This is a genomic window from Sulfurospirillum sp. HTRB-L1 (genome assembly GCF_059415125.1).
The window spans coordinates 281500-296972 of sequence record NZ_JCAHZR010000003.1 but is presented as its reverse complement, the minus strand read 5'-3'; the positions used below and the strand labels follow the sequence as shown (position 1 = coordinate 296972).

General features: G+C 37.6%; 12 protein-coding genes. 11 read left to right on the top strand and 1 reads right to left on the bottom strand.

From position 1 onward, the window contains the following. The first annotated feature begins 16 nt into the window (after positions 1 to 16). Genes AC5SLM_RS07025 through AC5SLM_RS07010 form a run of 4 tightly spaced genes read left to right on the top strand, consistent with a single transcriptional unit; the run spans position 17 to position 3876 of the window. Positions 17 to 1285 carry an aminotransferase class V-fold PLP-dependent enzyme gene (locus tag AC5SLM_RS07025; protein ID WP_495250229.1) on the top strand — a complete coding sequence of 423 codons (1269 nt, stop codon included), beginning with the start codon at positions 17 to 19 and terminating at the stop codon, positions 1283 to 1285. Next, complete coding sequence (locus AC5SLM_RS07020) at positions 1282 to 1752, top strand: GyrI-like domain-containing protein (protein WP_495250228.1); 471 nt, start codon at positions 1282 to 1284, stop codon at positions 1750 to 1752. The genes AC5SLM_RS07025 and AC5SLM_RS07020 overlap by 4 nt, the downstream gene beginning before the upstream one ends. Further along, the gene (locus AC5SLM_RS07015) at positions 1736 to 3457 is read left to right on the top strand and encodes a YgiQ family radical SAM protein (RefSeq protein WP_495250227.1); all 1722 of its coding nucleotides are present in this window, start codon (positions 1736 to 1738) and stop codon (positions 3455 to 3457) included. The genes AC5SLM_RS07020 and AC5SLM_RS07015 overlap by 17 nt, the downstream gene beginning before the upstream one ends. 23 nt (positions 3458 to 3480) lie before the next feature. Next, positions 3481 to 3876, top strand: coding sequence for a hypothetical protein (locus tag AC5SLM_RS07010; RefSeq protein WP_495250226.1), 396 nt, complete (start codon positions 3481 to 3483; stop codon positions 3874 to 3876). Positions 3877 to 3962: 86 nt separating this feature from the next. Here AC5SLM_RS07010 and AC5SLM_RS07005 read toward each other — a convergent pair whose 3' ends face one another. Continuing rightward, on the bottom strand, positions 3963 to 4928 hold the full coding sequence (locus tag AC5SLM_RS07005; protein WP_495250225.1) for an integron integrase: 966 nt from the start codon (positions 4926 to 4928) through the stop codon (positions 3963 to 3965). 271 nt (positions 4929 to 5199) lie between these two features. Between AC5SLM_RS07005 and AC5SLM_RS07000 the strand changes: the two genes are divergently transcribed. The 7 genes from AC5SLM_RS07000 to AC5SLM_RS06970 all read left to right on the top strand — a co-directional run bounded on the left by AC5SLM_RS07000 (position 5200) and on the right by AC5SLM_RS06970 (position 15466). Beyond that, the gene (locus AC5SLM_RS07000; protein ID WP_495250224.1) at positions 5200 to 6177 is read left to right on the top strand and encodes an FRG domain-containing protein; all 978 of its coding nucleotides are present in this window, start codon (positions 5200 to 5202) and stop codon (positions 6175 to 6177) included. Positions 6178 to 6255: 78 nt separating this feature from the next. Beyond that, positions 6256 to 7602 carry a hypothetical protein gene (locus AC5SLM_RS06995; RefSeq protein WP_495250223.1) on the top strand — a complete coding sequence of 449 codons (1347 nt, stop codon included), beginning with the start codon at positions 6256 to 6258 and terminating at the stop codon, positions 7600 to 7602. Between the two features lie 298 nt (positions 7603 to 7900). After that, on the top strand, positions 7901 to 8809 hold the full coding sequence (locus AC5SLM_RS06990) for an IS110 family RNA-guided transposase (protein ID WP_495250222.1): 909 nt from the start codon (positions 7901 to 7903) through the stop codon (positions 8807 to 8809). Between the two features lie 252 nt (positions 8810 to 9061). Further along, positions 9062 to 12472, top strand: a complete 3411-nt coding sequence (locus AC5SLM_RS06985; RefSeq protein ID WP_495250221.1) for an AAA domain-containing protein — start codon at positions 9062 to 9064, stop codon at positions 12470 to 12472. Between the two features lie 256 nt (positions 12473 to 12728). After that, positions 12729 to 13010 (top strand): nucleotidyltransferase family protein, encoded by a 282-nt coding sequence (locus AC5SLM_RS06980; protein ID WP_495250220.1) that lies wholly within the window; start codon positions 12729 to 12731, stop codon positions 13008 to 13010. A 307-nt stretch (positions 13011 to 13317) separates the two neighbouring features. After that, positions 13318 to 14565: an ATP-binding protein gene (locus AC5SLM_RS06975; protein WP_495250219.1), complete on the top strand. Its 1248-nt coding sequence runs from the start codon at positions 13318 to 13320 to the stop codon at positions 14563 to 14565. A 421-nt stretch (positions 14566 to 14986) separates the two neighbouring features. Next, positions 14987 to 15466 (top strand): arsenate reductase (azurin) small subunit, encoded by a 480-nt coding sequence (locus tag AC5SLM_RS06970; RefSeq protein ID WP_495250218.1) that lies wholly within the window; start codon positions 14987 to 14989, stop codon positions 15464 to 15466. Positions 15467 to 15473: the final 7 nt, after the last annotated feature.

Sequence of the window (15473 nt, the reverse complement as noted above, 5' to 3'; positions counted from 1 at the left end):
AAAGAGGTTGTTTTTAATGGAAACCATACGCAGGGGAATTATCTGCGATCCGCATGTGTTGTATTTTGACTATACCGCTTCAGGACTAGCGTACGCACCCATCGAGCGAAAGATTCGCAGGCTTTTAAAAACCTATGCCAACACCCACTCGGAAGTCTCTTCCAATGCCCTAAAAACCCAAGCCCACTACGCTAAGGCTAGAAAAAGTTTGCGCCAAAGTTTGGAAGTGGATGAGCGGTTTTACATCATGCCAACAGGCACGGGGGCCACAGGCGCGATTAAGAAATTTCAAGAACTTTTAGGGCTGTATTGCCCGCCTGCAACGCGCGAGCGTTTTGCCATTGCGCCCAAAAACCTGCCTTTGGTGTTGGTGGGGCCCTATGAGCACCACTCTAACGAGGTGAGTTTTCGTGAAGCGCTGTGCGAGGTGGTGCGCATCCCTCTTAATGGGCAAGATGTGTTAGATTTGGGCGCACTGGAAAAGGTTCTCGAAGCCAATAAAGGGCGCGAAATCATCGGAAGCTTTAGCGTGGCTTCTAATGTCACGGGTGTACTCACTGACTATAAAGCCTTGTATGAGCGCATCCACGCCCATGGGGGCATCTTGTGCCTTGACGCCGCGGCCGCTTCGCCGTACATGAACATCGACTGTGCCTTTTACGACGCGCTGTTTCTCTCTCCGCACAAGCTTCTAGGAGGCCCAGGTTCTTGTGGGCTTTTGGTCATCAAAAAAGAACTGTGTAAGGGGTGTAAACCCACCTTTTCAGGTGGCGGGACGGTAGCGTACGTGTCGCGCACGTCGCAAGAGTACCTCAAAGACGTAGAAGCCCTAGAAGACGCGGGCACGCCGGGCATCTTGCAGTTTATCCGCGCGGCAGAAGCGTACAAACTACGCAATGCCATCGGGCTTGAGCGCATTAACGATGTCAAAGAAGAGCTTAAAGTCTACTTTGGAACGCGGGTGCGAGAGCTTAAGGGGGCTAAACTCTACTGCCACTACGGCCAGCGTAAATTGCCCATTTTTTCCCTCAACATGGAAGGGGCGCATCAAGACGACATGGCCAAGATGCTCAGTGAGCGTTATGGCATCCAAACCCGCTCAGGGTGCAGTTGCGCAGGGCCGTATGGGCATGATTTGCTTGAACTCACCGACGGCCAGCCCTTTAGTCAAAAACCAGGATGGCTGCGCATCAGCATCCACTTTACCCACACCAAAGACGAAGTAGATATCTTGCTTGACGCGCTTGATACGTGCGCGCGGACATTACGAGGAGAGAAAAAATGACCTATGAACAAGTGACCATTGCCCCTAAAACTATCGCGGGCGTGAAAGAGCGCACCTCAAACCTTGAAGAACAAGAGTACGAAGGCGCAAAGATTCCCTCCTTGTGGCGGGCGTATTTTCAAAGTAGCATCCTAGACCCCATCCCTAACGAAGTGCCCGACACACCGCCTTATGGGGTTTATTTTAACTACGAAGATGGGGTGCGGGCAAAGTACGACGTGCTTGTGGGGGCAGAAGTGTCAAGCACCAAAGGGCTTGGGAGTGACTACGTATCCATTGCGCTTGAGGGCGGCGTGTATTTGCGTTTTGATGCTAAGGGCGAGATGCCTACGGCGACCGTAGATTTATGGGCAAAGATTTGGCGCTTTTTTGAGAAAAGCACCGAGTACGCACGCACCTTTGGGACAGATTTTGAAGTCTACACGGGCGAAGATGAGGTAAGTATTTACATTGGCATCCAAGCGTAACGCGTTTTTACCCGCCACCAAGGAGGAGATGGAAGCCCTTGGGTGGGCGCAGTGTGACATCATCCTCGTCTCAGGCGACGCGTACATCGACAGTCCCTTTATGGGCGTGGCGGTGGTAGGGCGCGTGCTAGAACGGGCGGGGTTTAACGTCGGGGTGATTGCTCAACCCATGAACGAAGAAGACATCGCACGCCTTGGGGAGCCGCGCTTGTTTTGGGGCGTGAGTGGAGGCAGTGTGGACTCCATGGTTTCTAACTACACCGCGAGTAAAAAATTTAGAAACGACGATGACTACACGCCTGGAGGCAAAAACACCAAACGGCCTGATCGCGCGAGCATGGTGTACACTAACCTCATTCGCCGTGTGTTTAAGCCCACGGTGCCCATCATGCTTGGGGGCATTGAGGCGAGTTTGAGGCGCACAACGCACTATGATTTTTGGTCAAACAAACTGCGCCGTCCGCTCATTTTGGATGCGAAGGCGGATTATTTGCTTTATGGCATGGCAGATAACAGCGTGGTGGAGTTTGCGAGGGCCTTGGAAAAAGGCGAGGGCGTAGAAGCGGTGCGGGGGCTGTGCTACGTGGCTAAAGCTCCTAAAGAAGAGTACCTTTCCCTTCCTTCTTTTAGCGCGTGCACCAAAGACCCGTTGGTGTTCATGGACATGTTTGACCTCTTTTACCACAACAACGACCCCTTAAGTGCTAAAGGATTGTGCCAAGAGGTGGACGGCCGTTATGTGGTACAAAACCCGCCCGCGCCGTACTTGACACCTGAGGAGATGGACGCGGTTTCAGCCCTTGCGTTTACCCGTGAAGCCCACCCCAAAGACGCGGCCCAAGGGGAAATCCGCGCGCTAGAGACCATCCGTTTTTCCCTCTCAACCCATCAAGGGTGTTATGGGGAGTGCAATTTTTGTGCTATTAGCGTCCATCAGGGGCGCACGGTGCGTAGCCGCAGTGAAGCGTCCATTGTGGAAGAAGCCACACAGCTCACACAACATCCCAAATTTAAGGGCATCATCCACGACGTGGGCGGTCCGACGGCCAACATGTACGGCTACGAGTGTGCCAAAAAGTTCAAAAAAGGCACGTGTGAGGACAAAACCTGTCTTTTTCCCTTTACATGTAAGGCCATGCCCGTGAACCACGCGCGGCAGATTGGACTGTTGCGCAAGCTTCGGGCGTTGCCAAAGGTGCGCAAAGCGTTCATCGCCTCAGGGATTCGTTACGACCTCATCGCCGAGGACAAAGCCCACGGCGAAGCCTACCTCAAAGAGATTTTAGAACACCACATCAGCGGGCAGATGAAAGTAGCGCCCGAACACATCGACGATGAAGTGCTTTCTCTCATGGGAAAACCCGGCAAAGCCTCACTCGTGAGCTTTAAAGCCCTCTTTGACAAGCTCAATCCCAAAAAACAATTTCTCACCTACTACCTCATCGCCGCGCATCCAGGATGCGAAGAGCGGCACATGCATAGCCTCAAAGAGTTCGCCTCCACAGTGCTCAAGATGAACCCCGAACAAGCGCAGATTTTCATCCCCACGCCCTCGACCTACTCGACGCTCATGTATTACTCAGGACGGCACTACCTCACGCGTAAGCCCATCTTTGTGGAAAAAGAGATGGGCAAAAAAGAGCGCCAAAAGCAGATTGTCATCACCAAAGAAAAGCCAAGAGGGCGCGGAGAGATGGATGGCTAGAGGCCTTACATGTAAGGGATTTTATGCGTGGTAGTGGGGTTTCGCTTCTTGGGGTTATCGTAGGTTTACTGTTGTGGTGGATGGGCGATACGTTTTTGGAAACGCCCCCAGAAACACCCCAAGAAAAACGCACCGAACGGGACTATCAAAAGGCTTTTTGTCCAAGCTTAAAAGGCCAAATGGAATACGTCTTGCCCGATAAAACGCGGGTGGACTGCCTCACCGCTACCCACGCTATCGAAATCGACTGGGCAGAAAAATGGGCCGAGGGCATCGGCCAAGCCTTGTACTACGCCAAGATGACAGGCAGAGCACCTGGTGTCGCGCTCATCGTGGGCGAAAAAGACGCGCGCTACCTTAAGCGACTAGAACTTGTGGCTAAAGACGCGGGCATTTCGGTGTTCGTGATTGCACGGTAGTGTCGCTTTTATGCGCAGTATTAAGAATCACACTTTACATGTAAGCTATGGTCATTGACCCATGTTTGGCTATTTTTAAAATAGAATCACCCAAAATCCAGTGGACTTTTTATCTCGTTCTTATTGAGTTCTTTGATAACGTGTGTGTATATCATCGTCGTTTCAACAGATTTGTGCCCTAAAAGTTCTTGTATGGAGCGTATATCTACACCATTTTGTAAAAGATGCGTAGCGTACGAGTGTCTAAAGATATGTGATGTTACCCTCTTGTCTATATGTGATTTCATAACGGCATTTTTTATGTTTCTACTTAGCGTTGTATCTAGCATATGATGTCTTCTTTTCTCGCCGCTTCTTGGGTCTGTTGAGATACTATCCATGGGAAAAACATACTGCCATTTGGTCTCAAATTTGGCTTTTGGAAACTTTCGCTCTAGCGCATAAGGGATATAAACACTGCCATATCCATCTTGCAAATCTTTTTGATGCAGTTCTTTTACTTTTTCAATCTGAATTTTAAGCTCATCTTTTATTTTATGAGGTAGCGGTAATGTTCTATCTTTTAACGATTTGCTATCCCAGATATAAATCTTATCAAACCCAAAATCAATGTCTTTGATGCGGATATTTTGCACCTCGCTCATCCTCAGACCACATCCATACATAAGCTTGACCATAAGCTGGCAGATGCCTTTCATGTTTAAAATGACCTTCTTCACTTCATCTATCGTAAGAACGACGGGGATATGCTTTCTTTCTTGCGCTCTTAAAGCTTGAATGTTCCAAGTGCTGATATCAACACCTAAAACTTCCCTATATAGAAATAATAAAGCACTAAAAGCTTGATTTTGCGTAGTTGAAGAAACTTTTTTTGTTACAGATAAAAAAGTCAAAAAATTTTCCATCTCTTTTTTGCCCAAATCCAATGGATGTCGCTTCTGATGAAAGAAAATATAGTGCTTTATCCAAAAAATATAAGTTTTTTCTGTTGAAATACTGTAGTGCTTAAATCGTATCTTATCACGAACCACATCGAGTAGTTTTTTCTTCATCATAAGCTCCTAACAATTAAACTACACAATGAGCATTTAACACTTTTTTCAGTTGTTTAAACGACAAAATGTTCAAATAACGCCAAAAAACATTTTTAAATGGCTATTGAAATTTAAAATATTTTAATAAATTTAGCAAAAAACTAGTCAAAATATTGCATTTTGAAATATTATTGTTAAATAAACAAACATTTTTTATGTTCATTTATTTGAGCATATTGGGCTGTTTTATATATAATGTTCATTGAATAAATAGTTATGGATTAAAGATATGAAAGAAATTGAAGTAGACGGAAATTTAAGTGCTATTACAACTTGTTTAAATGAATTCACTGATAGCTTTCATGCTGTATGGTTCCGCGGTCAACCAAATTATGAACACAATCTTATTCCTAGTATTTTTAGACAAGGTATAAAGTTTGGTATAGCTTTTGATGAACAACGAATGTTCGATGAATTTAAACGACGTTATCCTGATCAATCTAATAGCCATAAAAGCTCGTATGAATGGTTAACACTTATGCAACATTATGGCTTACCAACAAGATTATTAGATTGGTCGAGTAACCTTCTTGTGGGTTTGTATTTTTGCTGTATTAATGACATAGAAAAAGATGGTGCATTATATGTTTTTGATCCAACAAACATGGAAAGAAATTATCGATTTAATGAACTTCTAGAAATGCAAATTCAAGAAAAATCTAGAAGTGATTTCTACCATAGAATTATTTACAAACTGGATGGCATATTGGATGAAGATAGTTTACTTAATGGCATCGCCTTAAGTGAACTAAGAAGCAACCTATACAAGCGTGCCAAATTTACGGGATTGTCTGCAGGTAGTAATGAGAATTTTGAAAGCTTGTCTATAAAAGCAAACTTACCAAACACTGTAGATATGGATGGTAATGTCATTCCTCATGTGTATCAAGATATTAAACGAGCCTTCTCTAATATCATTCCGTTCAAAGCCCCACATCTTAATCCAAGAATTCGTCAACAGCATGGATTTTTTACTTTCCACGGTGGAATGTATATTGATGGAGAAGAATTTATACCTGTTGGGAATATGGAAGATGAAATGTATACTGGAAACTCCTTAATAAAAATAAAAATTTTGAAAAATGATAAAGAAAATTTATTGCGCGAGCTTGCTTATTCTGGAATTAGAGAGGCAACTCTTTTTCCAGACATGGAATATCAAGCTAAAGAAATTAAAGAATTATTTTCGTCAACAACCAATCCATAACAAATCAGGGGAGCCAATAAATTACCCTGCGGGCTATTTATTGGCTCACTTCAAACGTTATAAAACCTAAGGAATATAATGAATAAACAAAAGAAATTTGATGATATTTTGAATAATTTAAATATTCCTAAAGAACATCACCAAAATATTAATGAACTACTATTAGATTTCGTAAATGATATTACAAAAGAAGAATTTTTAAAAGAACTACCCAAAGATGATTTTGACATTATTGGTCAATCAATTTCTTGTATATCCAATATATGTCCACCCGAGTTAGAAGAACTAAAGACTACTAAACAATATACAGAAGTATATACTTTACTTATTCAATCTAAAGAAATTGGAAAAATAGATAATAAATTAATAGAAATATATGAACATAATAAAAACTTGACAAAAAAGTTATTATTAAATAAAAAAATTGAACTTGAGAAAACCATTTTAGAGAAACAATATAAAAACTATTTTAAAATTAAAGATAACTTACCTGAAAAAGCTAAAATGATATTAGATAAAAAACTTTCAAAAACCAATCAAAAATTAGTTAAAAAATATTATTTGATAAGTAAAGAGTTGGAAAATTTTGAGTATTCTCCATTAGTCTTGAAATTAAATGAAAATACATTAAAACTGAATATTAAAAATGATGATATTTTTAGTTATATTACATTTTTAATATTAAAACCAGTACATCAATTATTTTGTTATTTTGATTTAGATGATAATTGGGATAATTTTCCTTTAAAGTGGTATATATTGAATCAACCTATTACTCTTGGTAAATCATTACTATATTATTATAATCAAGGTATAGATATATCATCATATTTAACTGATAAGTATAGAGAGAATGATTTTGAAGAGCTAAATAGATTATTAAAAAGCAATTATTTATCTCCTCCAACTTCACATATATTATGTTCAAGAAAAGAAAGCATACTAGAAATAATAAATTGCTATAAAAATAGTATGTATAGTGCTTGTATTTGTCTCTGTTTTACTCTTATTGAAGGAATCACTTGGGATTTTACAATCTATTTACAAGAAACAAAAAAATCTATTTATAATGACACAACTTATTCATCAATAAAAACCTTAAATGGTAATATATTGAAAAATCCAACAATAGGTGATATGATTAATCAAACATCGTTAAATTCGATATTTGATGATACATTTATTAAATATTTTTGTGAAGAACTTTATAATGAGAGAAATCCTGTTTTACATGGAAGAGAAACTCAGAAATTTAATAAAGAAAATGCATCAAAAAAACTTGCTACATTGGAATATATTATCACTACTATAGAATCATATATCAAGAACCAATTTAAAGAAAACATGAAAAATAATATCCCAAAAGAAGTACAAGAAAATATTTTAATGTCAATAAAAACAGCAAGAAATAAAAAGGTTTTATAACAAATCAGTCGTATTATACGAAAGTAGCAAATCAGTTATGATTTCTACAGAGAGTACGTAAAAGTAACATATCGGACAAATCAGGAAACGGCCGGTTCGCTTAAGCGATTAAAAGGTCAGTTTGGTCTCCAGCCAGATAGTTACACTGTAAATTTGAGTGGCGACCGGATCGACTATGAGTCAGATCGAATAATGCACGAGTGAAGATTAGGTGTAACGCGGTTATTTTGATCAGGCAGGCACAGCTTCTGTCCTGCCCTAACGAACTCTCAATATCAAAATAATGAGGTTCTACGCTATGCATTCTATCGGATTCGATATCGGCAAGTCAACGATCAGTGTCCACGTCCCGCTCAATGTTCTCGATCTCGAGATCGAGAACACCTCCAAGGCAATCAAATCCTTCTACTCCAAGTTGAAAAAGCTCTATCAAAAAGAGCTGGACAGTATTGTCTTCGTCTATGAGCCAACCGGTAGTTACTCCGCTTTGCTGACAAAGTTTTGCGCTCAACACGGCATCAAAGCTTTTGTTATCAATCCCAAGCAGTCCGCCAATTTTGCCAGGGCCCTAGGGCATCGCAACAAAAGCGACAGGATCGACGCGCAGATGCTCTCAAAAGCTATCGCCGTCGCCCGTGAGGATGAGACTAGAGTTCCGATCGTAGACAACACGGTCGAGACGATCAAGGAACTGATGAGCTACTATCGCTTTACCGTCAAACAGCGTGTCGCGATGACCAACCATCACGAAGCGCTCAGGCATAAAGAGGGCAACGCCTATACACTCAAAGACCTAACTAAAAGGATCAAAGAGTTCAAGGAGAAAGAAGCCGAGATATTGGCGAAGATCAAAGCACTTATCGAAAGCGATGGAAGGTTTGCAACCGCTTTTTCCAATATCAAATTCATTCCCGGCATCGGCGATATCGCCGGGATTGTCCTGCTGCACCTGTTCATCAAATATCCCCAGGCCAATCAAAGGCAGATCGTATCGCTGACTGGTTTGGACCCTGTCGTCAAAGAATCCGGGACATCGGTACGATCTCGGGCCAAGATATCAAAAGCAGGCTCCAAGCTCTACCGAGGAAACCTGTTTATGGCAACGATGGTCGCCATCAAATTCAATGACGAGATGAAGGACCTGTACAACCGGCTCAAGGAAAACGGCAAACATTCGACCGCAGCACAGATCGCAGTAATGCGTTAGCTCATCGTCATCGCTCATTCGCTTTATAAAAACAAGCTCTCCTATAATCCGAAAATCTATCGGAGAGCTTGCGGCAATATTCAGCGCAAAAGCCAAATTGAAGAGTCTGTTGCTTAAAATATAAATTCAATTAGAAACTGTTGCTATTCAGTAAGAAATTAATGATTTTTTAAGGTGGCGACTGGAGCTAGTAAATTACCCTGCGGGCAATTTACTAGCTCATTTTAAACGTTAGATGACAAAGGAAGTTAATTGAGTGAACTAAAGAATAGTACAATAATCAAATACTTCTATGACTTTATTGTCCAGTCTTCATTGACTAGTCTAGTTTTTCCAAAGAAAGATGGAAATATTAATAAAAATGAATTACAAGATATGAACTATTTTCTATTAAAACATAAAGAGAATAATAAAAAAGTATATAAAGACAATCTTTGCTATTTGATTAAACATATTAATTCGCTTCAAGATGAAGAAATAGAAAAATATAAAATTATTTATTTTCCATTTGTTAATGAGTTTATAGAAGTATCGAAAAATAGAGAAGACAAAGTATGTTCAACTCCTATATACTTTATATTTAGCATTAATAAAAGTTTTAAAAAAACTTTTATCGAATTAAAAAATTTATCTATATACCATAAAGAAAAATATCTAAAATCAATCTTTAAAAATGCACAAATTGTTTTTAATAACTACTATGCTTCAAATAAGCTATATGTAATTAATCATTCTGTTTTAGAAGATTTAAAAAAAGAATTGGAAGATAAAGAAATAGAAAAAAGTTATCCTAATAAAAATTTTGACTATTACATTAGTATTTTAAATAAATATATAGAAGCATCAAATTTAAATCAACAAATAAAAGAAGACTTTATTGAAATCTTAGATAACTTTAATGAAAATATCACAAATAAAATTAACAACAAGTCTACTCTTAATACAATAGTTGAAAATAGTACAAGTTCATTAATCGGGCTTGTAAATATTGAAAAACTAGTTGAGCAAGATAATATTGTAAAAGGATTACTAAATTCTTATAAAAGTTCATTAATTCCTTTTTTTGAAGGAATTAATACTGACGATAAGCTAAATAGAATATTATACTATCACCCATCTCAATATTTAAATGATATTTGCATTCAACAAAGTCAAAAAAATACACTTAAAATTAACGAAGATACTCTTAAAGCTTTACAAAAAAATCATTTAGGTTCATTTAATTCAGAGTTTGCAATTACCTTATCTCAAAGATTAGCACTAAGTAGTTATTTATCTCCCATGGATATTGTTCCAGTCAATGGACCTCCTGGAACTGGAAAGACCGCTTTACTAAGGGCTATTTTTGCAGATTATATTGTTAAAACTGCAATAAGAGCAAAAAATAGTTATGACAATGTTAAAAATGATCCTTATACTTTTATAGATACTGGAAAACCTATTTTAGGAACATCTAGTGTTAGACAGGCTATTAATAATATTATTGAAGGTATATCAGGTGGATTTGATGATGCTAAAAAGAGTAAAAAAGTTTTATATAAAAGATGGTTACAGTTAAAATTTTTTGAAGCTGATATAGAAGTTGATTTAATAGAAGAAGATTGTGTTGTTCCTCAAATTAGAAATAGTGAAAATAAATATGAAAACAAGGTTTTATTTACAAGTATAAATAAAATTTTTGACTATATCTCTTCTTTAGATGTTGACCTTGCTGAAATTGAATACTTAAATAAGATTAACTTAATATCAAAAAGGAATATTGAAGACCTAGACGATGCTATAAAATTTCTTTTTTCAAACATTAATAGACTTTCAAATGAAATAAATACAAAAATTGATAATTCTCCAGACAACGAGTTATTCAAAACATATGAAAAATTAGATAAAAATGAGAGGTTTGATACATTTTTTATTAGTCTACATTTATTAGAAGCTTTTTTTATTTTAAATTTAAAAAGATTAAATAAAAAATCTTCTAACGGGAAATGCCCTATTTGTAGTGATTCTATTGAAAGTAATGATTATGTTTTTCAATGTAAATCTTGTGAGTTCAAAATTTATAAAGAAGGCCAATTTAATGACATTAGTATTACAAAAGTTGAAGATTTAAAAGCTCTATTAGATAATAACTTAGAGCAAAATGATAAATTTTATGGAATTAAATATTACGATGGTGGTTATAAAATTGTTTCAAAAGATGAATCTGGTTCAGATTTATCTAACAACATTAATAATATATATTTAATAACACCATTATTTCCAATGATAACAGTAACTATGCATTCCCTTTTTGGTGCATTTAAGCATAAAGAGAATGATGAGCATATACTTATTAGAGAGTTTTTTGACCTAGTTTTATCTGATGAATCTGGAATGATTTTAGCTCCTATCGGACTTCCTGCACTATATATTGCTAAAAAAATGATTATTGTTGGTGATGAAAAACAAATAGAGCCAGTATATCCATTTGATGAAATTGTTGATAAATCAATTGTTGATAATATTTCATCGGATATTGATTATAGTAAGTTTAAAAAAGATCATTCTGCAATTTTTTCAAACTTTTTAACAATTGCTAATAGATCAACTTACTTCGATAGTTTTGAAATGAAAGAGCATGAAAAAAATGCATTGTGGTTAAAAGAACACTTTAGATGTAAAGATGAAATAATTGAATATTGCAATGAAATAATTTACAAAGGGATTTTAATTCCAAAAGTAAGATTTTATACAAATAAATTATACCTTGATGATGCGAAAGATTTTTACCCATCCATGAAATTATTTAACATTGATTCAACTGTTAAAAATAACAGTAGCTATCTAGAGACAAAAGAAATAGTTAAATTTCTACTGGAGAATATTTGTAATTTAACTGATATGTACAATAAACATAATGAAAAAAACATATCTTATGAAGAATTTTATAAGCATATAGGAATTGTTACACCATTTAATAATCAAAAAAAGATGATTATTCGTGAATTAAAAAAAGTAGAAAAATACAACTTAGATAAAATTCTTATAGGAACTGTACATGCCTTTCAAGGTAGTGAAAGAGAAATTATTATATTTTCACCAACAGTTGACAAAAATTATAATGGAGTACATTTTAGCAATCATGATAATGGAAACATGATGAATGTAGCAGTCTCAAGAGCGAAAAGTGCTTTTTGGGTATTTGGAAGTAAACAAGGCTTAAAAAATTGTGGTGAATACACAAAAAAATTGGTAGATTATATTGATACAAATTGCGAGTGTGAAATAAAATGTCCAATATGTAATGATTGCATTAATGAAGATGAAAAAGCTTTCAAATGTAAAAATTATAAATGGGATTATAAAACAAAAAAAGTAACTGGTTGTAATTTTATAATATGGAAATCAAACAAAACAACAAACTGTGACATTAATAAAAATGATTTAGTGAATTTGTTAATTAATAATGAAATTATCTTAAATAATAAAACATTTCTATTGGATATTAAAATTAACAACTTATTAAAAGAGAAGAGTGAAGATATTTATATAGAAACCGCAGATAAAGAGAATAAGAAATGTCCTCTATGTGAAAGTAAACTAAAGGAAATAAAAGGTAAATTTGGAGGCTTTTATGGATGTTGCAATTTTCCAAACTGTAAATATACAGAAAAAATCATCTAACAAAACCTAGCAGTGAACGCATAGCGTCACTGAAGTCAACCGTTAAAGGAGCTATCAATCGGTTAAAAATGAGCTAAGTAGTTTTTGTGATGAATATTTTAAAAATGATTCAGAAGTGAAAGAGTATTGTAAAAAACATTTTATACCATTTGATGAAGATGGGGGATGGGCTAAAGCGGAAAAAATTAGCCCCGTTCTCATTTTTGCCATTTTTTGGCTATGCCATAATGCACCAAAGAAAAAACAAGGAAAACCAATGGGGTATCAAGAACTTTTAACCACGCTGGCGCAAATCAAAACGAAATATAACATCCCCGAACTCTACCTTTTTGGCTCCTTTGCTAAACACCAAGAAAATGACCAAAGCGATGTGGACATTGCCGTGCGCCTTGAAAAAACAGATGCGCTTTTGTTGGTGCACATCCTCAAGGAAGCCAGAGAAAAACTACGCCGAAAAGTTGACATAGTGCAATTAAGAGAACGCATGAATCCTCTTTTGAAAAAACGCATTCTTGAAGAAGGGGTGCGCGTTGGATAGAGAGCTTGCTAAAAGTATTGTTGAGCAAATGATTCTCTCATGCGAGCGCGTCGGATAAAACGAGGCTACTTTAAATCCCATTTTACGCCTAAATGCTTTACATGTAAGGGTTTTTTTGGCGGGTAATGGGGTCTAGGTTTAGATGTGCCAAACAATCCCAAGCATTTACCATTTCCTCAAACATCTTTACAGAACATCATCCAGCCTGCCCTTATTGAAAAGCAAGAAACATTACCACCAAACAACTTGACTGGTGAGATATATCGTAATATAATACGAGATATTTATAGATTATAAGGATTATACTATGAATAATGTCATAATATCTCAAAACAAACATTGGGAACATGGGTATAAAAACCTCTACGACAGAGATGTGTTCCAAAAACTCCTTACAAATCTACAAACCAAACATATCCAAGTTTTGCAAGGGATAAGAAGAAGCGGAAAGTCATCACTTTTTAAGCTCCTCATCAATCATCTCTCCCAAACCATAGACCCCCATGAGATACTCTATATCAATTTGGATGACCCCTTTTTTACCAAATATTCCAACGACCCTACAAGTTTTTATGAAATCCTCCAAGCAGCCAAAAAACTTACCCAAAAAGAGATAAAGTATCTTTTTTTAGATGAAGTTCAAGCCATAGTGGGTTGGGAAAAGTATGTTAAAAGTGTCTATGATAGCGACGAGTTTGAAAAGATATTTATCACAGGCTCTAACTCTTCGCTTCTAAACGGTGCGTTTGCAACGCTACTTACGGGGCGCTATATCTCCACAAAGGTCTACCCCCTAAGTTTTCATGAGATTTTACATATCAATGGCATTACGAGTTTTTTAGAGCTCAACAAACACCGCCCAAAAGTTTTAAAACTTGTAGATGACATGATGCTTTATGGCGCATTTGTAGAGGTATATGGGCTGCAAGATGACTTAAAAAGGGAAGTGCTTAGCAGTTACTATGAGACTATCCTCCTAAAAGATTGCGTAGCGAATAATCAAATCAGAGACATCAAAGGGTTTAAAGAGTTGAGTTTTTATGCCCTAAGCAACCTCACTTCCCTCTACTCTTACGCATCTTTAGCCAAAGCGGTAACGTTGAACGATAAATCGGTCAAAGAGTATATTCAAGCGCTGGAAGATTGCTATTTGTTTAGTGAGCTAAAACTTTTTTCCTACTCTTTAAAAGAGCAGATGAACAACAAAAAGAAACTCTACTTATGCGATAACGGCTTTATGAATCTAGGATACAGTTTTAGTGCAAACTACGGAAAACTTCTTGAAAATTTGGTCTTTAGCGAACTCCAAAAACATGGGCTTGAGATATATTTTTACAACAAAGAGAGCGAATGTGATTTTATCGTCAAAAAAGAAGAGAAAACCATCGCTATACAAGTGTGCTATGCGCTAAATGACCAAAACAAAACCAGAGAGATAAACGGAATCAAAAAACTCCCCTTTGATGTGCAGGAGAAATACATCATCACCTACAATCAAAAAGAGACAATCGATGGTATAAAAGTAGTAAGTTTTTGGGAGTATTTTTATACATAACGCCCAAGGGGTGATGAGTGTTTTTTCTCTAAACATTCTTTACATGTAAGCATTTCCACGCAAACAACGAAAGCGACTGGGCGAAAAAATGGGTCAAGGGTGTCAGCCAAGTCTTGTACTGCGCCAACATGACAGGCAAAGTACCTGACGTCGTGCTCATCGTGGGTGAAAAGGACGCGCGCTACCTTAAGCGACTAGAACTTGTGGCTAAAGACGCGGGTATTACGGTGTTTGTGATTGTGTGCTAAGATAAAAAAACCTCTACAATTTTCACAACAATAAACCCATCAAAAATAGTATTGTTATAAATTTTTTAAAAAGTCACTTTAAGGACATGGGGAGTAGACTTCCTAAAAAGGGCGATGTGACGAAAAATTATTATGATTTCACGGCACCCCTTTATCTTATGAGGAGGTATACAATGGCGGAATTAGCAAGCAGTCGTCGAGACTTTTTACGGGTTTCGGCTCTGGGCTTTGGGGCAGCAACCCTAGCACCAGCGCTAAGTGCAAGCGAGGTGAGTACACAAAAGGTACTCTTTGGCGGATACCCCAAAGCCAACATTGGCTCACTCAAAGCGTTACAAACCAACGGCGAATTAGACTTTTTTTACCCCGATGCAAACTCCCTATGCAAGGCCGTTTATGTAGATGGCCAAGCCAAGGCATTTAGCGTCATCTGTACCCACAAAGGGTGCCCGACCATGTACGACCAAAGCACGGCCGTATTTACCTGTGGGTGCCACTACACCAAGTACGACGCGAAGAAAAACGGGCAAATGATTATCGGACATGCCACAGGCGGGTTGCCACAAGTTCGGCTTGAGATTGAAGGTGATGCGCTCTATGCTACTGGCGTAGACGGGCTTATCTTTGGGCGTATCGCCAACACAATCGGTTAAGGAGCAC

Bases quoted from the DNA above. Each gene is read 5' to 3' on its own strand.
- AC5SLM_RS06975 (WP_495250219.1), top strand. From the start codon at position 13,318: ATGAATAATGTCATAATATCTCAAAACAAACATTGGGAACATGGGTAT.
- AC5SLM_RS07000 (WP_495250224.1), top strand. From the start codon at position 5,200: ATGAAAGAAATTGAAGTAGACGGAAATTTAAGTGCTATTACAACTTGT.
- AC5SLM_RS06990 (WP_495250222.1), top strand. From the start codon at position 7,901: ATGCATTCTATCGGATTCGATATCGGCAAGTCAACGATCAGTGTCCAC.
- AC5SLM_RS06980 (WP_495250220.1), top strand. From the start codon at position 12,729: ATGGGGTATCAAGAACTTTTAACCACGCTGGCGCAAATCAAAACGAAA.
- AC5SLM_RS07025 (WP_495250229.1), top strand. From the start codon at position 17: ATGGAAACCATACGCAGGGGAATTATCTGCGATCCGCATGTGTTGTAT.
- AC5SLM_RS07010 (WP_495250226.1), top strand. From the start codon at position 3,481: ATGCGTGGTAGTGGGGTTTCGCTTCTTGGGGTTATCGTAGGTTTACTG.
- AC5SLM_RS06970 (WP_495250218.1), top strand. From the start codon at position 14,987: ATGGCGGAATTAGCAAGCAGTCGTCGAGACTTTTTACGGGTTTCGGCT.
- AC5SLM_RS07020 (WP_495250228.1), top strand. From the start codon at position 1,282: ATGACCTATGAACAAGTGACCATTGCCCCTAAAACTATCGCGGGCGTG.
- AC5SLM_RS07005 (WP_495250225.1), bottom strand. From the start codon at position 4,928: ATGAAGAAAAAACTACTCGATGTGGTTCGTGATAAGATACGATTTAAG.
- AC5SLM_RS06995 (WP_495250223.1), top strand. From the start codon at position 6,256: ATGAATAAACAAAAGAAATTTGATGATATTTTGAATAATTTAAATATT.